The following is a 26,792-nucleotide window of genomic DNA, read 5'->3' on the forward strand; positions in this document are numbered from 1 at the left end:
GGAGAAAAACGTTATTGAATTGTAAATATCATACTAATTGGCATATGTTTCAACAGCAAATTAACAATATAAATAGCAAATAAAAACGCTCAGAAATGAAGTGACCCCAAAAAGTTGGACAGTGTATTTATTTAAGCTGCGCGTTGGGCAAGAGTTCGATATTGTACTGGACTCTTGCCTTTTAATTTTGACTTGATACGCTTGTTATTATAGTAATTCATATATTCTTCAAGTTCTTTTTTAAAATGATCAACACTTTCAAATTTATTTAAATAAAGAAATTCAGACTTCATAATCCCAAAGAAGTTCTCAATCACAGCGTTGTCATAACAGTTCCCCTTACGGGACATACTCTGTGTTATTCCTTGTTCTTTTAAGGCATGGCGATACTGTTTCATTTGGTAATGCCACCCCTGGTCTGAATGAAGAATCAGTTCATCCTCATCCGTCAATCGCTCAAAAGACTTCTCTAACATATCTGATACCAGTGAGTAAGTTGGCCTGGAACCCAGAGTGTATGTGATGATTTCACCATTAAATAAATCAAGAATAGGAGATAGATAGAGCTTCTCTCCGAATAACTTAAACTCTGTGATATCTGTTACCCATTTTTGATTTGGCTTTTTGGCATTGAAATCACGATCTAACACATTTGGTGCTATCTTCCCAACCTGCCCTTTATACGAACGATATTTCTTCATACGGACAACACATTTCAAGCCTAATTCCTTCATTAATCGCTGCACTTTTTTATGATTCACTTTATATCCTTTGTTTTCTAACTCATCCTTGATACGACGATAGCCGTAACGGCCTTTGTGTTCATGATATATTGACTGAATCATTTCCTTTAACTCCGTATCCTTGTCTGGACGATTTAATTGATCCATCCAGTAATAGTAGGTACTGCGGGGTATACCAGCCAACTTTATAAGTGCTTTAACCGGGAATTTTAGCCTTAGTTCATAGATTACTCTCGCTTTATCTTGCTTGGTGATTTTTCCTTGTTTTGAACTAAGGCATTCAACTTTTTTAGATACTCATTCTCCATTCGTAATCGTGACACTTCGGCTTGTAAAGCTTCGACAGCATCGTCTTTTGGAGACTGGTTATTTTGTTTCTTTTGGGATTCTTCTTTCATGGATGGACGCCCCTTTTTCTTAGAAGTGAGGGCGTCTACTCCACCTTTTTCAAAAAGGATCCTCCAAGCTCTTATCGTTGCTGGAGAGGAAATGTTAAAGATCACAGCTGTTTCATTTGGTGACGTCCCATTATCACTCATGTAATTAAGTACATCCAGTTTAAACTGTAAGGAGTAATTTGTGTAGTTTTTCTTCATTAAACCCTTTATTCCATGAGCTTGATATTGCTTTACCCAGTTCATCACTACGCTTACAGATGTTCCAATTGACCTTTCGATTGAAATATAACTTTCTCCGCCTTCCAAATACCGTTTAACAACCGATAGTTTATAATCAAGCGTATATTTTGCCATAGAAAAACTGCACCTCCAATTGTTAGATTGTGTCCAACAATTGGGGTGCAGTTCAAAATGGGCGTTTTTCCGTATGGTAACTATCCTTAATAACGTTACCGTTCACCAAAGGCTCCGATTCTTTGATTTAATTACGTAGTATCTTCAATTCGCATGCTTATAGATGTGCTAATTAGTATGTCAAATTGAATAGAGCATTGATAATACACAAAAAAGGAGACACCAATTCATAAGTAAAATGTTGTTTCCCAATGTTTCCTCCCCATCAACCGCATCCAATATCCCTTCCTTTTTCTTTTCGACAAGAACTGCCATCCATTTCCAATAAACGTATGGTACACTTACTAGAAAGGAAGTAACTGGAACGGAGGGGTTGGATTGGAACTTCAATATGTGCCTTTGCCGAACGGGGAAACGATCGCCTACCGGAAAAGGGCAGGCGGGGACTGTACTGTTATCCTCGTTCACGGTAATATGACCTCCTCGAAACATTGGGACGTATTGCTGGAGGCGCTGTCACCCCAATTTACACTCATTGCGTTGGATTTACGCGGATTTGGCGATTCCACCTACCAGAAACGAATTACCAAAATCAAGGACTTCTCCGATGATCTGAAGGCATTCTTCGATGAAATCGGGCAAAGCCGGTTCCATTTGATCGGCTGGTCGACAGGTGGTGCGGTGTGCATGCAGTTTGTGGCGGACTACCCGGGGTACTGCGAAAAATTGATCCTCCTTGCTTCCGCGTCCACGCGGGGCTATCCCATCTATGCGACCAAACCGGACTTGCGCCGACGCTTGATTACCATTCAGGACATTGAGCGAGATGGGAAGACGCTAGTCATGCAAGGGTTATATGACAGTGGTAACCGGATCGGGTTGAAAGCGGTTTGGGAAAGCTCGATTTACACCCATTCCAAACCGGAAGCTGCTCGATTCGAGGAGTATGTCGACGATATGCTGACACAGCGGAACCTAGCGGACGTCTATCATGCGTTGAACCACTTCAATATCAGCACCCACTCCAATGGGTTGAATGAAGGAACCGGACAGGCGCAGGAGATTCGGATTCCCACGCTGATCCTATCGGGGGACCGTGATTTAGTCGTACCAAAGAGCATGACAGAGGAGATCATCGAGGACATCGGACAACATGCTGTCCATGTGGAACTGGAAAACACGGGGCACTCACCATTAATTGATTGCCCGGCAAAACTCACGAGCGTGATAGAAGAATTTTTGGAATAAAAAGATGGTGAACAGGGTTGGATGAGGAATCGGATGCGTCTTTCGTCAGAGAAATCGACCTGACAACGGGGAAGCGGGTGCTATTTTTGCTACGAATCGACTGGAACTTTTCGCTCTACTGTTCTCCTGCAAAGCGCGGGGGTTTAGTGCCTGATCCAACTGAAAGAGCCATTGTCGTCGGCCAAGAGGACGAGAGAAAAGGCGGATGATGTGTGCCGAAAGTGGTTCATTTCCACGAAAATCGACCTGTTGCGCCCATCGAAAAAACCGATACAAATGCACTCCAAAAAAGCGTGCGGCCTGTCTAGCCCTCACGCTTTTTCATAAGTGTACACCAATTCATCCAGTTTCGGATCGACGTTGACATGCAGATCATGTTCCATGAAAAACCATTCATCCCGTTTTTCAATATAATAGCGCACGCCATCTTGCACGGTCTCCACGGCGACCTCATCGGGCTCCTCTTTCATAATGCCGAGGGAAAACCCTTGATGGAGCGGGCTTGCGCCTCCATAGCGGGCAAAGAATTTCACGCTGTCCCCTGATTCGACGTCCATTTCCTCGACAAACCAGTTTACAGCGTCATCCGATAGGATAATTTTCATGTGGGGACACCAGCCTTTCGGGTTGCTGTCCCCATTGTATTACAACCACTTCACTTTTGGCTCGGTTCCTGCTTTGATCCGGCTAATATTGGCACGGTGCCGGTAGAATATGAATATTCCAAATAGGCCAATCATAATCATCATATAAAAATCGCCTGTTCGGATATAATGAAAAATACTATATAGAAATCCGACTACCGCCACAATCATCGACGTCAACGAGACCATTTTGGTCAGCTTCAGGACAAGCAGGAAAGTGAGTAATAAAAGCAGGAAAGCCGGCCAACTATAGCCGAGCAGGACGCCGCCGGATGTCGCGACCGCTTTGCCCCCTTTGAATTTTGCGAATACCGGGTACATATGGCCTACAACGGACAGGACGCCCGGCAGCAAGGGATGGACCGTGAGCCCGCTAAAGAAGGGCAAGGCCAGAAGCAGGACAGCTGCCGTGCCTTTTAAAATATCCAAAAGGGTGACCGCAAGGCCCGCTTTTTTTCCGAGCACGCGAAATGTGTTCGTCGCCCCGAGATTCCCACTGCCATGCTCCCGGATATCTGTATTGTAAAATAATTTTCCGACCCATAAGGCGGAAGGAATCGATCCCAGCAAATATGCGAGGAGTAAGAGTAAGATAAGTTCCATCGGATACCCCTTTTATTCGTTTAATTATGTATGGTATCAGTTTAGCAGAACGGCGCCACGTCGACAATGAGATGTTCATTGGCGAATAAGGGCTGCAAATTGTTGTGGATGTGGAAAATGGAGCGGAAATGCGCAAACTCAATTGACATACAGGAGTGTTTTCTGTCATTGTATTCATGCGCATGCTTTTATAGAGTAGCGGGAAACGTTGATTTGACAAGCTTTCCGCTGAGCGATATGATGAGAAAAAAGGAACATTCGTTTGATGGGGGTTGCAATTTGGCGAAAATACAAGATACGTATACGTACAACGATGATTCGATTCAAGTTTTGGAAGGCCTTGACGCGGTACGGAAAAGACCGGGTATGTATATCGGTTCCACCGATTCAAGAGGACTCCATCACCTTGTCTATGAAATCGTCGATAACGCAGTAGATGAGGCATTGGCAGGTTACGGCTCGGAGATTGACGTGACGCTCCATACGGATGGCAGTGTCAGCGTCCGGGACTACGGCCGCGGGATGCCGACCGGGATGCACCAGACCGGCAAACCAACGACCGAAGTCATTTTGACCGTCCTCCATGCCGGAGGGAAATTTGGACAAGGCGGCTATAAAACGAGCGGGGGGCTCCATGGGGTAGGGGCATCCGTTGTAAATGCTCTATCGGAATGGCTGGAAGTGACGATTTATCGGGACGGGAAGAAGTTCCAACAACGGTTCGCAGACGGCGGAAAGCCGGTGACGACGTTAGAAGAAATCGGCACGACCCGGGAGAAGGGCACGAAAATTCATTTCAAACCGGACGGGACGATCTTTTCGACCGTAAAATACCAATATGATACATTGAGTGAACGCCTGAGGGAGTCCGCCTTCCTGTTAAAAGGCTTGAAGATTGAATTGAAAGAGGAAGAATCGGGCAAGCATGATGTCTTCCATTATGAAACGGGCATTGAAGCGTTCATTGCCTATTTGAATGAAGAAAAAGACGTGTTGCATGACGTTGCCTATTTAGAAGGTGAAGCGGAAGGAATTGAGGTCGAATTCGCTTTCCAATTCAGCGATGGCTATTCCGAGACAATTTTATCGTTCGTCAACAATGTCCGGACGAAGGATGGCGGTACTCATGAGACGGGCGCCAAGGCGGCGATGACGCGCGTTTTCAATGAATACGCGAGAAAGACGGGTTTATTGAAAGAGAAGGATAAAAATCTGGATGGCGCGGACATCCGGGAAGGGATTTCTGCCATCGTTTCGGTACGGATTCCGGAAGAAATTCTGCAATTCGAGGGACAGACGAAGGGGAAACTCGGGACGAGCGAAGCGAGGAGCGCAACAGATGCCATCGTCTCCCAGCAATTGCTCTATTTCCTGGAAGAGAATGCGGAGCTCAGCGCCTCCCTTGTGCGCAAAGCGGTTCGTGCTCAACAAGCGCGGGAAGCGGCGCGGAAAGCACGGGAAGACGCCCGATCCGGCAAGAAACGGAAACGGGGCGATACGCTGCTGTCCGGGAAGCTGACGCCTGCACAATCGCGGAATGCGGCCAAAAACGAATTATATCTCGTCGAGGGAGACTCCGCGGGCGGCTCGGCCAAGCAAGGACGGGATCGGACATTCCAAGCGATCTTGCCGTTGCGGGGGAAAGTGATCAACACGGAAAAAGCGAAACTTGAAGACATCATGAAAAACGAAGAGATCAACACGATCATCCACGCGATCGGCGGGGGAGTCGGAGCTGATTTCCAAGTCGAGGATATCGCGTACGATAAAGTGATCATCATGACGGATGCCGACACGGACGGCGCCCACATCCAAGTGCTCCTGCTGACCTTTTTCTATCGCTATATGAAACCGCTCATCGAAGCCGGAAAAGTGTATATCGCGCTTCCGCCCCTCTATAAAGTGTCAAAGGGCTCGGGGAAGAAGGAAGTAATCGAATACGCCTGGACGGAGGACGACCTTGATTCGGCCATCAAGAAGATCGGTAAAGGCTATATACTGCAGCGCTATAAAGGGCTCGGGGAGATGAACGCGGACCAGCTATGGGAAACGACGATGAATCCCGAGACGCGCACACTCATCCGGGTGACAATCGAAGATAGCGCGACTTCCGAACGTCGTGTCACGACCTTGATGGGCGATAAAGTCGAACCGAGACGACGCTGGATCGAAGACAACGTCGATTTCGGCATGGAGGAAGAGCATAATATATTGGATAATGAATTTTTGCACGTCGAGGGGGATTTTGAATGACTTTGTCAGAACGGTACCAAGACCTGCCTTTGGAAGAAGTGATCGGCGACCGGTTCGGGAGATATAGTAAATACATCATCCAAGACCGGGCGTTGCCGGATGCGCGGGATGGCTTGAAACCGGTGCAGCGGCGGATCTTGTACGCGATGCACCATGAAGGCAATACCCATGAGAAGCCATTCCGGAAATCAGCGAAGACGGTCGGGAACGTCATCGGGAATTACCATCCGCACGGGGATTCTTCCGTTTATGAAGCGATGGTCCGGATGAGCCAGGACTGGAAGCTTCGGCATATGATGATTGAGATGCACGGGAACAATGGTTCGGTGGACGGCGATTCGGCAGCTGCGATGCGTTATACCGAGGCGCGGCTCTCGGCGATTGCGGGGGAAATGCTGCGGGATATCGGGAAAGACACTGTAGATTGGATCCCGAACTTCGATGATACGGAGCCGGAGCCGACTGTGCTTCCAGCGCGTTTTCCGAACTTGCTCGTCAATGGATCGACAGGGATTTCCGCTGGGTATGCGACGGATATTCCGCCGCATGCGCTCCATGAAGTGCTCGATGCCGTCCTCATGCGAATGGACAAACCTGATGTGTCCGTGGAAGAACTGATGACCGTCATCAAGGGACCTGATTTCCCGACAGGCGGCATCATTCAAGGGACGGCGGGCATCAAAACCGCCTATAAGACAGGGAAGGGCCGTTTTGTCATCCGCGCCAAAACAGCGATCGAGCCGTTGAAAGGCGGAAAATCGCAAATTGTCGTCTCGGAAATCCCATATGACGTCAATAAAGCGAATTTGGTGAAGAAAATCGATGAGTTGCGTCTTGATCGTAAGCTGGACGGAATTGCAGACGTCCGGGATGAATCAGACCGCACCGGCTTGCGAATCGTCATTGAGTTGAAGAAAGACATCGACGGCAACGGGATTCTCCAATATTTATTGAAAAACACAGATTTGCAAGTGACGTACAACTTTAATATGATCGCCATTTCGGGGCGTCGGCCGACTTTGATGTCATTGCCGATGCTGCTTGACGCGTACATCGACCATCAGAAAGAAGTCGTGACGCGCCGATCCCGCTATGACATCCGGAAGGCGAAAGACCGGTTGCATATCGTGGAAGGGCTGATCAAAGCATTATCGATACTCGATGAAGTTATTTCAACAATTCGCGCATCCAAGGATAAGCGCGATGCCAAAAATAACATCATCGCAAAGTTCGGCTTTTCTGAAATACAGGCAGAAGCAATCGTTTCATTGCAACTCTATCGTTTGACGAATACGGATATTACAGAATTGCAAGCAGAAAACGCGGAACTGCGTAAATTGATCGAGCAATTGGATGCCATTTTGAATAGCGATAAGAAGCTATCTTCAGTTATCAAAAAAGAGTTGCTCGCCATCCGGAAGCAATTCGCGGAACCTCGCCGCTCGGAAATTGAAGAGAAGATTGAAGAAATCAAAGTCGATCTCGACATTTTGGTGCCAAGCGAAGAAGTCATCGTGTCTGTAACGAAAGACGGCTACGTAAAGCGCACGAGCGTCCGTTCGTATAGTGCATCCAACGGCACTGGACAGGAAATGAAGGAGTCCGATTACAGTCTTTTGGAAGGGCCGATGAATACGCAGCATCATCTCCTGCTGTTCACATCGGCCGGCAACTATCTGTACCAGCCGATCCATGAGCTGCCGGACATCCGTTGGCGTGACCTCGGTCAGCATATTTCCAGCATCATTCCATTGGAGCAAAACGAGTCCATCATTGCCGCAATCGGCATTGAGAGCTTCGAGGAAGACGTATCCGTCGTAACCGTCTCGCGGAACGGAATGGTGAAGCAGTCGAAACTGGCCGACTTCAAAGTCCAACGCTATTCCAGAACCTTCAAAGCGATGGGAATCAAAGAGGGAGACGCCATGGTCGAGGCGCGTCTTGTCAAAGGGGACGAGGATATCCTGTTATTCACACACGGCAGCTATGCGCTCCGGTTCCCACTAACCGAGCTCTCGATTACAGGCGTGCGGACAGCAGGTGTACGGGGCATCAACTTGAAAGATGATGATTATGTCGTAGCTGTCGAATTCATCCAAGATGAGACCGCTTCTATACTCATCGCCACACAGCGAGGCTCTGTCAAACGGATGAATTTGAATGAACTGGATCGGGCCGCGCGTGCTCAACGCGGTGTCGTCGTGTTAAAAGAATTGAAGTCCAATCCGCATCGTGTAGTCGGTGCAAAATTAGTGAAAACCGATGATACTATTATATTGGCAACCGATAAGGACGAGAAGATACCAGTTGTGGCAGGCACGCTGAGACTAGTGGACCGATATTCAAATGGCAGTGCCATAGTAGATGAGAAAAAACAAGGACAAGTGAGAACAATCTATAAAGAATCAAAACCTGAAAGTGAATAAAACGGAATGGGACTGTCCTGTATAGGCAGTCCTTTTCGTATGGGAGGATGCGCTCATAACTTTCAATATGCGCCCATAAAACTGGATAGGCGCTCATATTTCTTCACAACCGCTTATAACGGCAGACAACCACCCATATTACGAAACAAACGCTCATAACTTATCCCGCCCATTCCCGATCCGCTGGACTCCCCCGAGCCCCGCGGGTCTTTTTTGATTGCATAGTAGACGTGGTAGGATGATTATAAAGCTTTTATAAAGTCCACGAAAACACCCGAAATCGGTGATAGAGTAGTAACAGGAGGAATGGTGATGGGGGAAACAATTTTACTTGTGGAAGATGATGCGGAGATTGCCCGGATTATCCGGGATACGTTGCGGCAACAAGGTTATACGGTGGCGTGGGCGACGACAGGAAGGGAAGGATGGGAAGATTTCCAACGGGCGCCCTATGACCTCGTGCTCGTCGATTGGATGTTGCCGGAGATGGATGGCATCGCGCTGTGTCGGACTATCCGCTTGGCGAGCGACGTCCCCATCATCATGATCAGCGCCCGCAAGGAGGATGAGGACAAGGTGGAAGGACTCGATACAGGCGCGGATGATTATCTCGCGAAGCCATTCAGCCTCATGGAATTAAAAGCCCGTGTCGCTTCACAGCTCAGAAGGTGGCGGCGGTATCACGGGCAACAGGAGCAGACGCGGCAATCCCGATATGAAGGCGGGCTCATAATTGAATGGCAGAATGAACGGGTGCTCCTAAAAAACGGGAATGTCCTGCTTACGCCGAAGGAATTTGAACTGCTGAAGCTGTTGGCGCAAAACCCGGAACGCATCTTTTCGAAAGGGGAACTATACGAGCATGTTTGGCAACAACCGGAACTCGGCGACATACATACCGTGACGGTACATATCAAGGCGCTTCGGGAAAAACTGGACGACCCGGCGAAGACGCCCCGCTTCATCCAGACCGTGTGGGGGAAAGGCTACCGGTTCATCGGTGAGCTGCTATGAGAATCAAATCTTGGCTCTTGGCATCGTATCTCATCGTCATGCTGCTGCCGCTCGGGGCGGCGTACGGTTTGTTCGCATGGATCAATTCGTATCATGCGGATCGGAATGTCGCGGAGTATATTGACAACCGAGTGGAGTTGAACGAGATGCGCAGCGTCTTGACGGAGCCGTCGCTCTACCAGCCGCATGCGGATTGGTCGGAAGTCGACAAGCTCGCAAATAACCGCATGTCGGTCACACTTTATACGGGCATCGGCTTCATGGTTCATTCCACAAGTCATGTTAAGCAAAATCCCCTGTCGTTCCTGCCGCGGAAAAAGCTGTATGAAGGATTCTACGAAATGCGGCAGAAATTCGGGATGATCACGTACAAAGAACCCGTTTTCACGGGAAATACACTCACCGGTGTATATGAAATCACATGGCTTCGGGAGGAATGGGTATCTGGCGTCAGCAAGCGAACCTGGCTAGTTATCGTACTGTTCACGGCATTCTTCATTTCATTGTTCGCAGGTGTGGCCTTCCTCGTCAACCGGAAATTGAACCGCCCGCTTCAACTGTTGATGGAGCAAATGGATTCATTCGGCAGAGGGAAGACGATCCAGCCGATGCCAAAACGGAAAGACGAACTCGGAGAACTCGCCAAAAGTTTCGAAGCGATGCGAACGGAACTTAACACGGCGAATCAAAAGCTAGCAATGGAGCAGCGGCAGAGGGAGTTCATGATCGCCAGCATCTCCCATGATTTGAAGACCCCGCTCACCTCCATTCGAGCATACGCGGAGGCGCTTGACGAAGGGACCCGATCTACGCGAGAACAGCGGGAATATCGCGATATCATCATCTCCAAAGCGAATTACATGCGGCAGATGCTTGACGATTTGCTCATGTATACATTGCTGCAGTCGAGCGCGTACGAGATGAAGCTGGTTCCAGTGGACGGGGAGGAGTTCTTCGACATGCTCGTATCTGGGTATGAGGCGCTATGCGATGAAAAGCGGATCGACCTGCAAGTGACATGCCAAAGCACGGGGACATATGCGGTCAACTCGAAGCAGCTCATGCGGGTCGTCGACAACCTCATGATGAACGCCATGGCGCATACGGAACCGGGAGGCAGGATCGGTCTTGCTGCCGTAAACACGGAAGAGCCACCGAACTGGTGTTTCGACTTCGTAAAAGAGGCACTCGACAGGGAAGCTGGCCTGTATTTAATTGTCCAAAACGAAGGAGAAGGCATCCCGGAGGATCAAGTGGCGAATATTTTCGAGCCGCTTTACCAGGCCGACGAGGCGCGGACGAAAGCGGGGGAGCGGGGCACCGGACTCGGACTAAGCATTGCGCAACAAATTATAAAAAAGCACGATGGAACGGTATGTATTTCCTCTCGTCGAGGAATCGGGACGGCAGTCATATGTTGGTTGCCGGAATGGAAAGGAGAAGAATCGAAATGAATTGGATCAAACCACTATCCGGAATCAGCATCCTATTGTTTTTCGCAATTGGACTTGCGGCATGCAATACAGGGGAAAGCAAGTTCTCCCCGCAGGAAGTCCTCAATACGGCGCTGCAAGATGCAGATCAACCGCTTGCCTATTATGGGGAATACACGATTAAAATGAATGATGATTCCAGTGATATCGAGACAAAGGAATGGGTGGCAGCGGACGGGAAACGGCGCATCGAAATGACATTCGGTAACGGCGCAGAGCAGACAATAACCGTCAATGACGGCAAGCATCTATCGATGTACGATAAAGCGACCAACACAGCAATGATCGCAGAAATTACCGAAGAGGATCTGAACATGCTCGGCCAACAATCGCCGCGTCAGCAAGCGGAACGAATGCTTGAACTCATCTATGATTCTCATGAACTCTCTACCGGCAGTGAAGAGGTTATTGCAGGTCGGGCAGCCTACCATATTATCGCCAAAGCGAAAGACAGCAAGACATTGATCGGCGACCAGGAAATCTGGATTGACAAAGAGACATGGATCGTTCTCAAATCCATTTCGGAAAGTAACGAGCTCACGATGACCCAAGAATATACAAAAATCGATTTTGCACCAGAGTTGACAGACGACCTCTTCGTGCTCAAGATTCCGGAGGGGGCGGCAGTGGAAGTGATAGACGAAGCGAGCATGGCCCCGAAAGAGGTGACGGTGGAAGAAGTACAAGAAGCACTCGGCTCCTACTATCAAGTTCCCGAGACAGAAGAGTTGAAGCTATCGGCAATCACGGTGGATGGATTGGAGGAACGCCCCGAATTCTCTTTTGACTATACGAAAAACGATATCCCGGCATTCTCGGTCACCGTATTCAAAGAAATGCCGAATGTCGTAAGTTTCGGCGGCATACCGAATGAGGAAGAGATCACAATTCGCGGGAAGAAAGGGACGAAAACGGAAAGCGGCAATTTCCGGTTATTGAACTGGGTGGAGGACGGCTTGCGGTATAGTGTCATTTTACAAAATCCGGAGCTCAGCTTTGAGGAAGTGGAGAAGTATTTGAATCAGATGAATAAATAGGAGGGATGCCGGGTTTTCAAGGAGTTCGAAACCTGGCATCTCGTTTTTTTATAGAATTACGTTAAGATTCGCTACCCACAAATAGGAAGTAAAACCTTTAAATATCCCTTTTCCAGTCGATACAATATTTGGAAGAGTAAATAGTAGGGAAGGAGGCATTGTCATGAAAGTCCAATCTTTCCATACCGCCACTTTGAGTTATTATCAATCTCTGAAACATCACAAAAATCAAGAGCAAACCATTTCACGTCTGTTTTTGGATGAAGATGAAAAAAAGAATCAGAAGCCAAAATTCGGACGGAAGGAGGCTATATCCGGAAATATATTGTGAAAGCGAATGGAGATAAAATCCTTGTGATGGAGACGAAACAAACGGAAGCGCAGAAGCGTATGCAGACAAATGAAACGGGAAATGTAATCGACATGGCCCACGATCTGCTGATGAAACAGCTTGAACTGACATCCGACTCTAAAAAGCCGCTGACAGTGCAGGAAAGAAAAAAGGGCATGGCAGCATATCAAACAGGCATCTAAAAAAGGGGGAGTAATGAATGATGATTAAAGCCGTTTCACCTTACCCAGCGACGCCATTTCATACCAGGACGAAAACAGCAGCCGAAGGACAACAGGGATTTACTATACCTGAAACAAAAACAACCGAACAAGCCGATACTACCGATGTTTCTAAAGATCTCTCAGGGAAATACGACATACGGAATGCGACCTTTAGTGAAATGACCGAAATCGCAAAAGCATTACATAAAGCCGAAGAAATTTCCTTTCGTACACTGGCCACGTTGACGTTCGATTATGATAGGGCGACGAACAATATAAAACGGGCAGCACAGGCTGCGGGAATGAAAGTTTCGGCCGACTTCAGCATGTATCAGACACCGGCTGATGGGAACGGCCGGAGAGACTGGATTGCTGAAATCGGTGCACGGGCAGCAAGTGATTTCAAGTATGGAAACTTGGCGGGGTATCAGAACAATTCCAGAATATTGGAAGTTTTACAAAGGCTAGATATCATATAAGCAGAAATGGGGAAGTGATAGCAATGACGAACTTCAATACACCGGAAATGCGGGCAAGCATGCAGCTCTTCATGCTCCGCGGCGCGTATGGATACAACGGGTTTTCCGAACATATCGGCGGAAATATGTATAAAGTTGACTCGAAAGCTTTCCGAGAAACGCTCGAAAATGCAACAGAACCGATCGATCCAAGCAAAGTATCCACGCTGTCAGCAGGTCAGATGAAAATGTTGAACAGCACCGCGAGCGGCAATTGGATGATCCCGTTGTTGAACCGGATGGGACAGCTGGGGATGATGGACCTGCGTGAAGGACTCGCAAATCCGAAATTTGCCCATTTGAATCGAAATACGTCTTACAATCCGACAATCAACGCCTATAAACGATCGATTTAACTTCAAGACCGATGCCTGGAATGGAGCCGGGTGTCGGCCTTGAAGGTTCCCGAGGCAGAAATAGCGAGTTGGGATATAGGAACGAATCAGTGTGAAAACCTAGCGTAACGGTAATATACTATGCAAATCGCTTTGCTAAGAACTAAGAAAGAATCAGCTATTACAAACTCATAGCAGAACATTAAAGGCCATGCTTGTATTGAATTATCTGTTTTGTGATATCCAATAAGGAAAGTATTTCGCAATCGAACCGGTTGATTGTGGAGTCATACCTTTAAAAGCATTTGTTAAATTATTGGGGTGTAAATATTGAAAAATTATATGTATGCAGGGATTTTGTTTGGAACTATTGTGTTGGCGGGGTGTAATATAAATGATAAATCCCAAGAACAGGAAAACGATGGTCTAACGGTAGAGTTTACTGATAGCCAAACAGTGGAACTTCCTTTAGGTCTAGAGGAAACAGAGGAGTTATATTATAAGGAACGAGAGACAGAGAAGCTTTCTTATGAAAGAATTGTAATGGAAAACCCATCGATTGAAGATTTAAAAACATATGATCAAGTGGAGAAATACTATAATCTGAACTCTGAGATTGTAACAGAAGTTCCAGAAGGCGTAATTCCTTTAGAATTAAACTCAGTAGAGGAAGCTATTGAATATTTTGAAGCACACAAACGATATCAAGAAAGATATCAGCAATAGCTTATTCCGCAAAAGGCCGCGATTGTGGAAGACCAAAAGCAAAATTCCTGTTAAAAATAAAAAGGAATTTTGCTTTTTACTATCAAACTGATATATAAAACTAATCAAGCAGAATGTATTTTGGTAAATGAATTGGATAATTTAACTTCACACATTGAACAAGCTAAAATGAACAAGCTAAAATAATCGTTCTAACTATGATGGCCTTATAGATAGATCATTTTTTGTAAAAGGACATGAAAGTCTAAACTGTTTTTATATTATTCTATATTGTTTTATCAATACAAACCACTTTTTAGTTTAGAGTTTCATGTCTTTAAAATTGGACATGAAAGCCTAAACTACTTATACTTGGGACAAGAAAGTCTAAACTACTCAAATTTCAGATTATTCTGGGGATTCTATATGTATAAACCATTAATAACTGATGGTAGTAAAAAGTTTGGGAACAATAGATGGCTTTCATATAGCTCTAAGTTAAAGCGTAATGTTTTTCTATTTAGTGATTTAGAGTATGAACATTGGTTATTGGTTGAATCCGATCCTAAAATTGTAGAATTTTGTGAACAGCCCGTACTAATGGATTCTTATATTAATGAAAAATCACACACATCAATTATTGATATGTGGGTGAAATACAGTAATGGAAATGAAGAGTTTGTAGAAGTCAAATATTCTTCAGATCTCACCAAGGAGAAAGTAAAAAAACAGATTTCCATTCAAAAAAATTGGTGTAATAAACATGGATTTCAACACAATGTAAGAACTGAAGAATATATTCGAGCAAATAAGATGTTGCTTTCAAATTTGAAGTTATTAATGAAGGGAAACAAACAGCAAAAACAACAAATAGATATTGATAGGCTTAAGATCCTGAAAGTACTAAGGAAGCATTTTTCAGAGAAAGTGATAATAAGCTCCCTAATTATAGAAACTCAAATTCCTCAAAATAGATTATTCATATCGCTAGGGAAAATGATTCTCCAAGGGGAAGTCTGTTCAGACATATCATTAAATCATTTCGGAAAAAATACAGAGGTGTGGATTGATGCGTAGAAAATTATTTGAAGATTTAGATATAGAGGAGCGTTTTTTAGATATTTCAAATTGGCCACAGGTAATAAGTGAAAATCTTGAGGATGGAGATAGAACTACTTTTTTAGCCAGAAAATTAGCTGTTGACTTATTGATGACTACAAAAACAAAAATTTCAACTATAGAACAAAAATCTGGCCTACACAGAAGTGAGATTTATAGATTCACTCGCCGATGTTTAGAGAAGGATGAGTTTGATCAAATAAAGGGGTATAGAGCTTTAATTCCCTACAAAAGAGTAAAGGATTATAACAGAAGTGAATTTCCACTAAGTACTGAAGAAGAATCGAATAATTTTTCCGGTGCTTTCAACTTATTGCTTGAAACATACCCGAGCCTCAGAGAGTTAATAATAGATTCTTATTTAAACAGAAAAAGAAATAAGTACAAAATACATGATCCAATCATTAGTATAAAGAATTTGCACAAAAAATTTATTGATGAATGTAGATTATTGGGAATAAAAATGAGCGATTACCCTTTTAATACAAAAACGCTGGCAAAAAAATCACTTGAACGATATGTAAAAGCACTTTCAAAAACCCACTTTGTTGAAGTAGCAAAACGAAATGGTGAACAGGCAGCTATGATTGCTAAAAATACTGGCATTGGGAATAAAAACAATCCAATGATCATTAGACCTCTTGAACGAGTGGAATTTGATGGACATAGAATAGACACCTCGATTGCAATAATTTTTAACACTCCGGAGGGCGATGAGGTTGTTGAAGTGATGAATAGAATATGGATTCTTTCTATTGTCGATGTGGCAACGAGAGCAATACTTGGTTATCACCTTTGCTTAAATAAAGAATATTCTTCTCACGACGTTCTAATGTGTATTAGGAATGCCATTTTCCCTTGGGAAAAGAAGTCACTTACTATTGAAGGATTGAACTATTCGGAAAGTGCAAACTTCCCATCAAATTTAATTCCAGAAGCATGCTTTGGATTATGGGACGAGTTCTGCTATGACAATGCAAAAGCTAATCTTGCTAAAATTGTAAAAGAAAAACTTGTTGATCTAATTGGTTGCTCTATCAATATGGGACCCGTTGCTGTGCCAGTTCAAAGACCAATTATCGAACGATTTTTTCGGACTTTAGAGCAAAATGGATTTCACAGATTACCCTCTACAACTGGAAGTCACCCACAAGACCCAAAAAGAAAGAATGCAGAAGAAAACGCTATCAAATATAGGATTACTGCGGAACATCTTGAAGAACTTACCGACGTATTAATTGCTGAATATAATGCAAGTCCACATGAAGGTAACAATAATCTTAGCCCATTAGAGGTTTTTGAACAAAGAGTGGTTAGAGGGATGACAATACTCCAGCTATCCGAAGAAAAACGTAATGAAACAGTATTTTTCTCATTAAAAGTTACAAGAAGAGTGAATGGTAGCGAAAAAGAGGGAAGAAGACCATATGTTTTTTATGAAGGAGTAAGATATACGAATGAAGTATTAAGCCGTTCGCCACAATTAATTAATAAGACACTTGAATTAATAATCAACACGGATGATTTGAGAGTCATAAAGGCATTTTTAACAGATGGTAGTGAATTAGGGAATTTAAGTGCTTTCGGAAAATGGGGAATAACCCCTCATGATCTTAGAACTAGGAAAGCTATAAATAAACTGAAAAGCAATAGCCTAATACACTTCACTCAATTAGAAGATCCCATTCAAGTTTATCAAAACTATTTAGAGAAAGAAGCACAAAAAAATAAAACAAACAGAAATAGATTAGCCTCACTAAAAAAAGAGCAAAAGAGTAAAGAAAACCGATATCCAAAAACAAAATCTGATGAAGTTGGGGGAACTCAAAATAAAGACAACCTGGAAAAGATTCCTGAAATATCTAATGTTAAGCTACAAAAGGACACTCAAGCGGAAGAAAAACAAACTGATAAACGAATCTTAAGAAGAACGATAATTCTCTAATTGGAGGTTCACAAATGTCAGAAACAATGAAATCTAATCAAATTGATAATGACATAATCAGAAGACCCTATATTCCCAAAGGTACACATCCAATTGAAACAGGTAAATATTTAATCTCAACAAATGAAATTGATAGAATGTATCAGACTGTACTAAAATGGGTTGAAAATAGAATTCCGGGTGCTATTATATATGGTCGTCCTAGACTGGGGAAAACCAGAGCTATATCATATTTAATAAACTGTTTGCCACAAGATTTTGGAGAAACGCCAATTTATCACATTCATTGCCGTAAATATAAGAATCCGAATGAAAACTTTTTCTTTGAAGATTTATTAAATGCCGTGGGACATTCGATAATTTTAAATGGGAAGTCAAACGTAAAAAGGAATAGACTTCTAAGGTTTCTAGTAGAGCGTGCAGACCTTTCTGGCAATAATAAGATCATATTTTTCGTAGATGATGCCCAAAGACTTGTCGAAATTTATTATGATTGGCTAATGGATCTGTATAATGATTTAGACCATTATGGAATAACCCTAACTACTATTTTAGTTGGGCAAAAAGAATTGGTTCATCAAAGATCAGCATTTATTAGTGGTGAGAAATTTCAAATAGTTGGTCGCTTTATGAGCCAAGAATATCAATTTAAGGGAATTGAAACTTTAAATGATTTAAGAATTTGTTTAATGGGATATGACGAATACTGTGAATATCCTTCAAATAGCAATTGGTCCTTTACAAAATATTTTTTTGACGACGCTTTTATTAGAGGTTATAGGTTACAACATTCTACCGAAGAATTATTTCAAGTTTTTATTGATTTAAGAAGGGAATATGGATTACCGCAGAAGGTAGAAATTCCAATGCAATATGTGACTCTAACAATCGAATATGCTTTAAGACGATTTGGAAATAACGGTTTAGATTTGCCAATGTTAGAAAAAGCTCATTGGGAAGAGGCTATCAACAATTCTGGGTATATCCAATCAGAACTATATCAAATTAATTAGTAAAGTTTACATCATTTTGATAAAGGTGGCGAAAAGATGTGACCTCTCAATTTACTTGGTCTACTGATTGGATGCAAGAGTATGAATCGCCTTGGGGAATACTTGAAAAGTTTATGTGGGCTAATGCCATTGATGGAAATACCGTTTTAGAATTAGTCGGAAATGAAAATGTTAAGCGTTTAAAAAATATTTCTAATGCTGGCAGCCGTCATCGCAGTTTGATTTCTTTTATGGGCATGGATTCCAAAGTGAGCAAAAATATTATTGGAATGGATCTGAAAGTGTATCATGACAACTTAGTAGATAAAGTGATGCACATAACTCCTCATATTAAGCATGTCGGTAATTATTATCAATCTAATTTATTCTATTGTCCCATTTGTTTAAGTAGAGGATATCATAGTATTTTACACCAACTTAGAATGTTTGATCACTGTGCTTTTCATCCTGAACAAGAATTGATGGATAGGTGTGAAAAATGTAATCAATTAATGCCAGAATATCTTATTAACAGATCCCAAAAAGAGGCGTTCCGTTGCAACTGTGGTCACCACTTTCTCAACTCGGATAATATAAGATCAATATTTTCATCTTGGACCGAGAAACCTAAAATAAAAAATAAAACAATAAGCTCGTGGCTTAAATTATCAAAGGATAAAGTTCATAAATATTATGTAATATATCCTTTTGATAACTATGAAAAGTATCAAGTAGTAGATAATAAAGATTATCTAAGGTTTATACCAAAATTATTGGTTAAGGCCTTTAGCGAAGACGCTGAAGACGCTTTAAACAATGAAGCTATAAAAATTTCTTCACAAGCTGGTATCTTTAATATTAAAAATAATTATCAACAATTAAAAGATATCTATACAGAAGCTTTTCCTTATCTATTCTCCTCCAATAATTTCACAGAAAAACATAAGGACGACAGTATTTACTTTGAAATTTATAAACAAACTAGAATTATATATAAAGCTATAACCCGATATATTCTACGCAAAACTATAAAAGAACACAGCAAATGTGTGAAAATCTTTAACAAAGCAAGACAAAACGGCGATATATGTCCTCATGCGTTGGCATTTATCTCATGGAAATTGGAATGTGAAGGCATTGATGCCTCTTGGAAAATAGAGCGACGAAATAATATATCAAAAACTTATGGATTTGAATGTATAACTGAAAAGTTTAATATTTTTCCTCAAGGCACTTTCATGACACATTTAGAAGAAATATTAAATCCTATCGCAAGAGACTTTGAATTTAATATCATGAATTACAACATTAGTGGCATAAAATATATTCTTGACAAAATTATTTCTCACCTATTAATTGAACGTTATATTAAATGGCTAGAGGTAATTCAATACCCGGAGAAGTATAAGTATATTTATCCGGATGATTGCATACCCATGTACGTTGCTAAAATACCAAAAAACTCAAATGAAGAAATAAGTTTTTACTTTCCGGATAATCGCATTGATCACATGAAGAGTGTTATTCAGGATATAAGTGAAAATTACGCTTGCCCTTTTAATCAAAGGAAACATTATCCGCCATACAAATCACCAATTGATATTGTTTTAGGTGAAATATCTCGATTCTAATACTAGGAAATCTGTTTTTATCCATAATAATATTTTAGGAAAATCTCTCACACTTATTTAGTATATCAAAAAAAATTGATTTACTGTTTGCATTTACACAATCATTTTGTATATAATTTAAACATCAAAAAAAATTGATGAAAGGGAAGCTGTAGATGAATACAATGACAAATCAATTTGAGCGATACGAAAAAAAATTTAAAGCATTAGCTGATCAAAAGCGATTAGAAATCATGTATGAGCTTTGTCAAAAAGGGCAAACGTGTGTATGTGATTTAACAGAAACTTTTGGGATGACACAATCAAAACTTTCTTATCACCTCAAAATTTTATTGGATGCAAACTTGTTAACAAAGGAAACAAAAGGAACATGGAGCTATTACGATTTAAACGATGATGAAGTAAATAATTTATTATCGGAAGAACTATGTTGCATATTTAGAAAGACTGGAAAAGGAAGCTGCTGCTAATTTTTTTGAAGCTTAAATCAACTTTTTTTGATTAATAATATTAAGCCATTGGAGGTATAGTTCATGAAATATGTTCACGTTGGAATTAATGTTATAAATTTAGAGAAATCCATTGAATTTTATCAAAAAGTATTTGGAGTAGAACCTGCTAAGGTAAAAACTGATTATGCAAAGTTTTTACTAGAAAGCCCTGGACTAAACTTTACACTAAACGTTCGGGATGAAGTGAAAGGTAATCAGGTCAACCATTTTGGTTTTCAAGTTGAAACAGGTGAAGAAATTATAACCCATAAGGAAAGACTCGAAAAAGAAGGATTCTTCGCACGAGATGAGATGGATACAACGTGTTGTTATGCCGTGCAAGATAAATTTTGGGTGACCGATCCAGACGGGAATGAGTGGGAGTTTTTCTTTACAAAAGCAGATAGTGAAGTCCATAAAATAGAAACTATACCTTCCACACCTTGCTGTGCGTCTTCTGATGGGGGTACAGGCAGTTCTTGCTGTTAGTAAGGGTATGTGTACCATTTGAGTGACGGAGGGTAAAAATAGTGGTTACAGCGATATTAGCAACAACAATATTTTTAGCAACACTTATTCTAGTTATCTGGCAGCCAAAAGGATTAAATATTGGCTGGAGTGCATGTGGGGGAGCTATCCTAGCTTTATTACTAGGTGTAGTTGGATTTAATGATGTACTTGAAGTTATCGGAATTACTTGGAATGCAACATTATCATTTGTGGCCATCATTCTTATTTCATTAATTTTGGACGAAATTGGGTTATTTGAGTGGGCAGCACTTCATATGGCCAGAGCTGCCAAGGGAAATGGAATTAAAATGTTTGTCTATATTAGTATTTTGGGAGCCATCGTCGCTGCACTTTTTGCAAATGATGGGGCAGCCTTAATTTTGACACCAATTGTTTTAGCAATGGTTCGTAATTTGAATTTTAAAGAGAAGATGATTTTCCCATTTATTATGGCTAGTGGATTTATTGCAGATACGACATCTTTGCCATTCGTCGTAAGTAACTTAGTTAACATCGTATCGGCCGATTTCTTTAAGATTGGTTTTGTAGAGTATGCTTCAAGAATGATCGTTCCCAACTTGTTTTCAATAATAGCGACGATTACAGTCTTATTAGTTTATTTTAGAAAAAACATCCCTAAAACATATGATTTGTCTAAATTAAGAAAACCAGCAGAGGTAATTAAGGACATTAAAATGTTTCGCCTTTCTTGGTATGTGCTAGGGTTATTAATGATTGGTTATTTTTCAAGCGAATTCACTCAAATACCAGTTTCAATTGTTGCCGGGGTCATTGCAATCTTCTTTTTATGGATGGCCCAAAGAAGTACTGCAGTTAATACAAAAAACGTTGTAACAGGGGCTCCCTGGGCAATTGTCTTTTTCTCAATAGGGATGTATGTGGTTGTTTACGGTTTAGGAAATGCTTGGCTGACTGAATCGTTAGCTAGTATCATTCAAGCAACTGCTGAACAAGGTTTATTTGTTGCAACGATAGGTATGGGCTTTATAGCTGCTTTCTTATCATCGTTGATGAATAATATGCCAACTGTTATGATCGACGCATTAGCCATTGCCGAAACCAATACATCTGGTCCAATCAGGGAAGCACTCATTTACGCAAATGTTATTGGTTCCGACTTAGGCCCGAAAATCACTCCTATTGGATCGTTAGCAACCTTAGTATGGCTCCATGTTTTATCTCAAAAAGGGGTTAAAATCTCATGGGGAACATATTTCAAAACAGGTATTGTTTTAACGATCCCAATCCTATTTATTACCTTACTAGGTCTATACTTTTCTTTATCATTTAACTAAAAGGAGCTATAAGTCATGTCCCATAAAACAATTTATTTTTTATGTACTGGAAACTCTTGCAGAAGCCAAATGGCAGAAGGGTGGGCCAAAAAATACTTAAGCGATAAGTGGAGTGTATACAGTGCTGGAATAGAAGCACATGGAATAAACCCAAATGCTGTAAAGGCCATGAAAGAAGCTGGTATTGATATTTCCGGTCAAACATCAGATATTATTAATCCTGAAATTTTAAATAATGCTGATTTGGTGGTTACATTATGTGGAGATGCTGCTGATAAATGTCCAATCACACCACAACATGTTAAACGGGAACACTGGGGTTTTGATGATCCAGCTGGAAAAGAGTGGTCTGAATTTCAGCGTGTTCGTGACGAAATTGGTGAACGGATTAAACGATTTGGTGAAACAGGGAAATAAGCAACAACTTGCATATACTAACTCATAAATCTCGGGTGTTATTCTTGCTTGAATAGAATAACACCCGAGATTTAGCAATAATTTTTAGTTTAGACTTTCTTGTCTCAAAAAATTTAAAAAACAGCGAGTTTAGACTTTCTTGTCCAAATGGTTTAGACTTTCTTGTCTTTTTACATTTTTCGCGTTTTATCTCAATGTTCAAAGTATACTTTTCATTGATACGTAACTTCTTATAATTTATATTATGACCATGGCGTTATTTTAAATAACCAAATTAACACCCCTTCACTCAATCCGATACCTAAAATTACGATTCTTCACGTTGTCAAAATCGATATAGTTTACACTATGCTCGATTACGTCATTTGCATTTAAACGATTGGCTTTCGCAAAAACTTTCACGCTTTCCAGCAGCTCCTTATCATATGTCGTTTTGTACTGCACACGATCTTTCGGCCTGGATTTCTTATCATACACAATCGTTCCTTGCTCTAATAAATTCATGAGTCCTTCTTCAAGCAAATAATTTATATGTGTGCGGTGTTCTGCTGCAAGCTCCGCCAATTGCTCCAACAACGATTGGCTAATATTTGTACGAAACGCTTCCCGCGACTGATCTGTCGTGTGGATCAGCTGTCCATTTTCTATTTTCCACATTGCGAATCACTCCTCTTTGTCCATTATAGAAGAACTTCTCTAACTTCGGAAGATGCAAACACGCCATCAGCGACGTGTCTGCTTAATCTTTCGTGAGTATATATTGATTGCTGCCAGGCAGGATTTTAATTTGATTCCAAGCTTCAATCGCTTCTTCACGACTTTTCCCCTTGTTTTTCGGATCTGCAAAAAAGTCACGAATGAATTGATTGTATTCAAATTGAGGTGCGATGCTTTTCTTGTATGAAGGGTCTTTCTTCCGATTTTCTTCCTCATACCAAGCGTTGACAGCATCACGATACGTTTTACCTGCATTATTTTTAAAGTACGCTTGGATATATGTAGAAAAATGAAATTTGGGAATAACGGTCTTGAAAAAGACCCTCACATCTTGACTGCAGCGATGGTTTTCGGTGATAACTGTATCCAAACTTAAATTTGCTTGATGCTCTATTTTTGTTTTTATCCTTGCTTGTCTGATCGGTTTCTTTATCTCTCCAGTTCGCAGAAATATTTCAATCCTATCGGCAATTTCTATTTTTGAGCCTGAAGCACTTAGTCCATGTTCTCTGCAAAATGCTTGTAGTTCTTCCTTTAGCCAATAAAAATCTTGAAAATCCTCGACACTGCAATCCTTTGTTAAATTCGGTCTCAATAAAATCAGCTCCCCGCTATATATTAATTCATTATAGAACAATTGTTCCGCGCGGTCAAAAACAGCATTTCTTACCGTTTTTCCTTTTTTAAATAGTCATAAAAAGCCAATGTTTCCTCATCGTAGTAAGCCGACTGGATTGCCTGGAAAAGGTCTCTTGTGTCAGATCTTCCGTTTAATCCATCCACTTACAAATAAGCCGCAGGTCGTTGCAGGGTATGAATGAAAAACTCAAAAAAGTTGTGTGACGTCAAAATCTGACGTATACTAAAAGAAGCAAATGAATAGAATAAAAAGAGGCCGTCCAATGCGCTAACATTGAAACGGCCGATGTAATAGCAGGTTCCCTTCAAAGGAATCGGCTGATTGGTAAGGATAACCCATCCCGATCGAGCTCTCAACTCAAGGATGGGTTATTATTTATGGTTAAATGACAGTATCAATACGATCAATGCTCCAAATGTAAACATAAGCATCAATGCTTCATATACTGACATGGCATCACCTCCCTTCTTACGGGAGTGAGCCGACCACCCTTGAGTCCCCTATTCTATTACTTTACCATTATACCATACAGACGTTCTAGTAAGTGTTTAATCTATTAACTCAAACTATTTGTTGTAAGGAAAAATTTGATGTATACTAAAGTCAGCAAATGTATAGAATTAAAAAGAGGCCGTCCAATGCGCTAACATTGAAACGGCCGATGTAATAGCAGGTTCCCTTCAAGGGGATTGGCTGTGAATGGTTGAAGCGACCCATCCTTACGAGCCGTTAACTCAAGGATGGGTTATTTTTTATGGTTAAATGACAGTATCAATACGATCAATGCTCCGAATGTAAGCATGAGCAATCGAACAGCGAAGGGTTCGATTTGCCTTAATTTCTGCGCTTTTTGCAGAAATTAAGGCATCTTGAGGCCGCGGCGAACTTAGGTTACCTTTCTTGCGAGGAATGAGCCGACCACCCTTAAGTCACCTGTTCTATTACCTTACCACCACACCATACAGACGTTCGGATTTCGCACAATCTTCAAACTTTAAAAAAACAAAAAACTACAGTGCACCTTTCCCACTGTAGTGTATCTTCTTAATACCCAGAGTCTTCCGACGTCAAGTTATCCAGCATCGTATAATCATATTTCTGCAGGGGCTTTTCCGCTGGGCCGTCAATCACTTCGCCCGTATAGGAAAACCGGGAACCGTGGCAAGGGCAATCCCACGTCCGGTCTCCGCTGTTCCATTCGACCTCGCAGCCGATATGCGTGCAAGTCGTGTCCACGATATGAATATTCCCCTTATCATCCCGATAGGCGCCTTTCCGATGCCCATCCAATGTGACGACCGCCCCTTCCCCATTCGATAACTCCTCGGGTTTCGTACTCGGCGAGTCCAGTTTTCCTTTTATTAATTGCCCAACCACATTCGCATTTTGGACAAGGAAATTTTTCAAGCTCGGCTGCACGTAAAATCGGGAAGGTGAATACAGTTTCTGAAACCGGTTCTCTTTCCCCGTGACGAGATCCCGGAAAAGCAAGGCGGCGGCCGTTCCGTTGGACATCCCCCATTTCCGGAAACCGGTCGCAATTAAGATGTTGGACTGCCCTTCCGTCAACGCCCCGATATACGGCAGATTATCCAATGTGACCAAATCCTGCGCCGACCATCGGTAGACGACTTCTTCTATGCCAAAGACTTCCTCTCCGAACGCCTCCAATGCTTTGTAATAGTCCATCGTATCTTTCCCTTGGCCGGTTTTATGGCTTTCTCCAACGATGATCACCAACTCTTCCCCGTTATCATCCGCAGAACGAAGCGAGCGATTGGGCTGATCTGCACTTAAATACATGCCGCCTGGAAATTTCTTTTTCGTTTTAATCGCAAGAGCATACGACCGATCCGCATACATCCGGGTCGAATAAAGCCCCGTTCCTTCATAAAACGGGAAATGCGTACAAGCCAGCACATGCTTGGCGGATACCCGATGTTCTTCTTTACTCAGAACGACAGGACGTTCCCCCGTCTCGACATTGACGGCTGTCGTGCCCTCAAAAATCCGCCCGCCCTTTTCCAAAAACAACTGGATGAGATGAACGAGATATTTGGTCGGATGAAACTGTGCCTGGTCCTTCATGACAATCACATTTTGTACATTAGCAATGGGGAAAGGAAATTGGGCCACGTCCACCAGCCCGCCGTCGATTCCGATCTTTTCATACGCTTCCGCTTCCTTTTCAATCTTCCGTGCGCCCTGTTCGGTCGTAACGTATAGGTACGCATCCTGCATACTGAAGTCACAATCGATCTTGTGTTGCTCGACTGTTTCCTTGATGAACGCAAGGGCCTCCGAATTCGCTTCGTAATACAAACGCGCCTTGCTTCTACCAAGATTATTGATGAATTCATCATAAATGAGGTCATGTTGGGCTGTAATTTTAGCAGTAGTATGGCCGGTCGTTCCGTTCAATACTTGTCCCGCTTCCAGCACAGCAACTTCCAAGCCTTCCTCCGCCAAAAGATAAGCGGCTGTGATGCCCGTAATCCCCGCTCCGACGATCACGATATCTACAGAGAGATCCTCCTGCAAACTAGGGAACTCGGGAAAATCAACCTCCGCCCTCCAAAACGATTCCACATTATGCGGCAGCTTTCCATTTTCATGACGATTCTGGGTCACAATTATAGCCTCCATTCGGTATTTAGACAGATAAAGGAAGGATTCCCTTACGCCGCC

The 26,792-nt window shown here is 42.3% G+C and carries 27 protein-coding genes; 20 read left to right on the top strand and 7 right to left on the bottom strand.

Going from position 1 to position 26,792, the window contains the following annotated elements; translation table 11 throughout:
* Positions 1–131: 131 nt before the first annotated feature.
* A protein-coding gene (locus MKY41_RS03830; protein WP_340743777.1) for an IS3 family transposase occupies positions 132–1,495 on the bottom strand; the annotation gives its coding sequence in 2 pieces (ribosomal slippage) (positions 132–1,036 and positions 1,036–1,495; 1,365 coding nt in all).
* A 378-nt stretch (positions 1,496–1,873) separates the two neighbouring features.
* Here MKY41_RS03830 and phaZ point away from each other — a divergent pair.
* Positions 1,874–2,743, top strand: a complete 870-nt coding sequence (gene phaZ / locus MKY41_RS03835) for an intracellular short-chain-length polyhydroxyalkanoate depolymerase (RefSeq protein ID WP_340743778.1) — start codon at positions 1,874–1,876, stop codon at positions 2,741–2,743.
* A 17-nt stretch (positions 2,744–2,760) separates the two neighbouring features.
* The gene (locus MKY41_RS03840; RefSeq protein WP_340743779.1) at positions 2,761–2,952 is read left to right on the top strand and encodes a hypothetical protein; all 192 of its coding nucleotides are present in this window, start codon (positions 2,761–2,763) and stop codon (positions 2,950–2,952) included.
* A gap of 102 nt (positions 2,953–3,054) precedes the next feature.
* On the opposite strand, the gene MKY41_RS03845 is transcribed toward MKY41_RS03840, so the two are convergent.
* Both MKY41_RS03845 and plsY read right to left on the bottom strand, forming a co-directional pair.
* The gene (locus MKY41_RS03845) at positions 3,055–3,348 is read right to left on the bottom strand and encodes a HesB/YadR/YfhF family protein (RefSeq protein ID WP_340743780.1); all 294 of its coding nucleotides are present in this window, start codon (positions 3,346–3,348) and stop codon (positions 3,055–3,057) included.
* A gap of 39 nt (positions 3,349–3,387) precedes the next feature.
* Positions 3,388–3,990: a glycerol-3-phosphate 1-O-acyltransferase PlsY gene (gene plsY, locus MKY41_RS03850; protein ID WP_340743781.1), complete on the bottom strand. Its 603-nt coding sequence runs from the start codon at positions 3,988–3,990 to the stop codon at positions 3,388–3,390.
* Positions 3,991–4,230: 240 nt separating this feature from the next.
* On the opposite strand from plsY, the gene parE reads away from it, so the two are divergent.
* The 18 genes from parE (at position 4,231) to arsC (ending at position 22,747) form a co-directional block, all read left to right on the top strand.
* Positions 4,231–6,243, top strand: coding sequence for a DNA topoisomerase IV subunit B (gene parE, locus MKY41_RS03855; RefSeq protein ID WP_445683319.1), 2,013 nt, complete (start codon positions 4,231–4,233; stop codon positions 6,241–6,243).
* Positions 6,240–8,669 carry a DNA topoisomerase IV subunit A gene (gene parC, locus MKY41_RS03860; RefSeq protein ID WP_340743783.1) on the top strand — a complete coding sequence of 810 codons (2,430 nt, stop codon included), beginning with the start codon at positions 6,240–6,242 and terminating at the stop codon, positions 8,667–8,669. The genes parE and parC overlap by 4 nt, the downstream gene beginning before the upstream one ends.
* A 312-nt stretch (positions 8,670–8,981) precedes the next feature.
* The gene (locus MKY41_RS03865) at positions 8,982–9,683 is read left to right on the top strand and encodes a response regulator transcription factor (protein ID WP_340743784.1); all 702 of its coding nucleotides are present in this window, start codon (positions 8,982–8,984) and stop codon (positions 9,681–9,683) included.
* On the top strand, positions 9,680–11,137 hold the full coding sequence (locus MKY41_RS03870) for a HAMP domain-containing sensor histidine kinase (protein WP_340743785.1): 1,458 nt from the start codon (positions 9,680–9,682) through the stop codon (positions 11,135–11,137). The genes MKY41_RS03865 and MKY41_RS03870 overlap by 4 nt, the downstream gene beginning before the upstream one ends.
* Complete coding sequence (locus MKY41_RS03875) at positions 11,134–12,213, top strand: LolA family protein (protein WP_340743786.1); 1,080 nt, start codon at positions 11,134–11,136, stop codon at positions 12,211–12,213. The genes MKY41_RS03870 and MKY41_RS03875 overlap by 4 nt, the downstream gene beginning before the upstream one ends.
* A gap of 163 nt (positions 12,214–12,376) precedes the next feature.
* Positions 12,377–12,544, top strand: a complete 168-nt coding sequence (locus MKY41_RS03880) for a hypothetical protein (RefSeq protein WP_340743787.1) — start codon at positions 12,377–12,379, stop codon at positions 12,542–12,544.
* Positions 12,541–12,747, top strand: coding sequence for a hypothetical protein (locus MKY41_RS03885; protein WP_340743788.1), 207 nt, complete (start codon positions 12,541–12,543; stop codon positions 12,745–12,747). The genes MKY41_RS03880 and MKY41_RS03885 overlap by 4 nt, the downstream gene beginning before the upstream one ends.
* A 17-nt stretch (positions 12,748–12,764) precedes the next feature.
* Positions 12,765–13,247, top strand: coding sequence for a hypothetical protein (locus MKY41_RS03890; protein ID WP_340743789.1), 483 nt, complete (start codon positions 12,765–12,767; stop codon positions 13,245–13,247).
* 23 nt (positions 13,248–13,270) lie between these two features.
* The gene (locus tag MKY41_RS03895) at positions 13,271–13,642 is read left to right on the top strand and encodes a hypothetical protein (protein ID WP_340743790.1); all 372 of its coding nucleotides are present in this window, start codon (positions 13,271–13,273) and stop codon (positions 13,640–13,642) included.
* A gap of 309 nt (positions 13,643–13,951) precedes the next feature.
* On the top strand, positions 13,952–14,347 hold the full coding sequence (locus tag MKY41_RS03900; RefSeq protein WP_340743791.1) for a hypothetical protein: 396 nt from the start codon (positions 13,952–13,954) through the stop codon (positions 14,345–14,347).
* A gap of 405 nt (positions 14,348–14,752) precedes the next feature.
* The gene (locus MKY41_RS03905; protein ID WP_340743792.1) at positions 14,753–15,403 is read left to right on the top strand and encodes a TnsA endonuclease N-terminal domain-containing protein; all 651 of its coding nucleotides are present in this window, start codon (positions 14,753–14,755) and stop codon (positions 15,401–15,403) included.
* A complete protein-coding gene (locus tag MKY41_RS03910) occupies positions 15,396–17,390 on the top strand; it encodes a hypothetical protein (RefSeq protein ID WP_340743793.1) in 1,995 nt (664 codons plus the stop codon). Before MKY41_RS03905 ends, MKY41_RS03910 begins: the two co-directional genes overlap by 8 nt.
* A 14-nt stretch (positions 17,391–17,404) precedes the next feature.
* On the top strand, positions 17,405–18,403 hold the full coding sequence (locus tag MKY41_RS03915; protein WP_340743794.1) for an ATP-binding protein: 999 nt from the start codon (positions 17,405–17,407) through the stop codon (positions 18,401–18,403).
* 38 nt (positions 18,404–18,441) lie between these two features.
* Complete coding sequence (locus tag MKY41_RS03920) at positions 18,442–20,013, top strand: hypothetical protein (protein ID WP_340743795.1); 1,572 nt, start codon at positions 18,442–18,444, stop codon at positions 20,011–20,013.
* A 164-nt stretch (positions 20,014–20,177) separates the two neighbouring features.
* On the top strand, positions 20,178–20,483 hold the full coding sequence (arsR, locus tag MKY41_RS03925; RefSeq protein ID WP_340745630.1) for an arsenical resistance operon transcriptional regulator ArsR: 306 nt from the start codon (positions 20,178–20,180) through the stop codon (positions 20,481–20,483).
* Positions 20,484–20,546: 63 nt separating this feature from the next.
* On the top strand, positions 20,547–20,993 hold the full coding sequence (locus tag MKY41_RS03930; protein WP_340743796.1) for an ArsI/CadI family heavy metal resistance metalloenzyme: 447 nt from the start codon (positions 20,547–20,549) through the stop codon (positions 20,991–20,993).
* A 41-nt stretch (positions 20,994–21,034) separates the two neighbouring features.
* Positions 21,035–22,330 (top strand): arsenic transporter, encoded by a 1,296-nt coding sequence (locus MKY41_RS03935; protein WP_340743797.1) that lies wholly within the window; start codon positions 21,035–21,037, stop codon positions 22,328–22,330.
* Positions 22,331–22,345: 15 nt separating this feature from the next.
* The gene (arsC, locus tag MKY41_RS03940) at positions 22,346–22,747 is read left to right on the top strand and encodes an arsenate reductase (thioredoxin) (RefSeq protein WP_340743798.1); all 402 of its coding nucleotides are present in this window, start codon (positions 22,346–22,348) and stop codon (positions 22,745–22,747) included.
* A 285-nt stretch (positions 22,748–23,032) separates the two neighbouring features.
* Here the strand turns inward: arsC and MKY41_RS03945 are convergent, their stop codons facing one another.
* The 4 genes from MKY41_RS03945 to MKY41_RS03955 all read right to left on the bottom strand — a co-directional run bounded on the left by MKY41_RS03945 (position 23,033) and on the right by MKY41_RS03955 (position 26,735).
* On the bottom strand, positions 23,033–23,404 hold the full coding sequence (locus MKY41_RS03945; RefSeq protein ID WP_340743799.1) for an rRNA methyltransferase: 372 nt from the start codon (positions 23,402–23,404) through the stop codon (positions 23,033–23,035).
* 82 nt (positions 23,405–23,486) lie between these two features.
* Positions 23,487–24,059: a DUF6434 domain-containing protein gene (locus MKY41_RS03950; RefSeq protein WP_340743800.1), complete on the bottom strand. Its 573-nt coding sequence runs from the start codon at positions 24,057–24,059 to the stop codon at positions 23,487–23,489.
* Between the two features lie 416 nt (positions 24,060–24,475).
* On the bottom strand, positions 24,476–24,556 hold the full coding sequence (locus MKY41_RS20760; protein WP_445683320.1) for a putative holin-like toxin: 81 nt from the start codon (positions 24,554–24,556) through the stop codon (positions 24,476–24,478).
* Positions 24,557–25,148: 592 nt separating this feature from the next.
* Positions 25,149–26,735, bottom strand: coding sequence for an FAD-dependent oxidoreductase (locus MKY41_RS03955; RefSeq protein ID WP_340743801.1), 1,587 nt, complete (start codon positions 26,733–26,735; stop codon positions 25,149–25,151).
* Positions 26,736–26,792 lie beyond the last annotated feature (57 nt).

This window comes from Sporosarcina sp. FSL W7-1349 (assembly GCF_038003045.1).
Lineage (GTDB): Bacteria > Bacillota > Bacilli > Bacillales_A > Planococcaceae > Sporosarcina.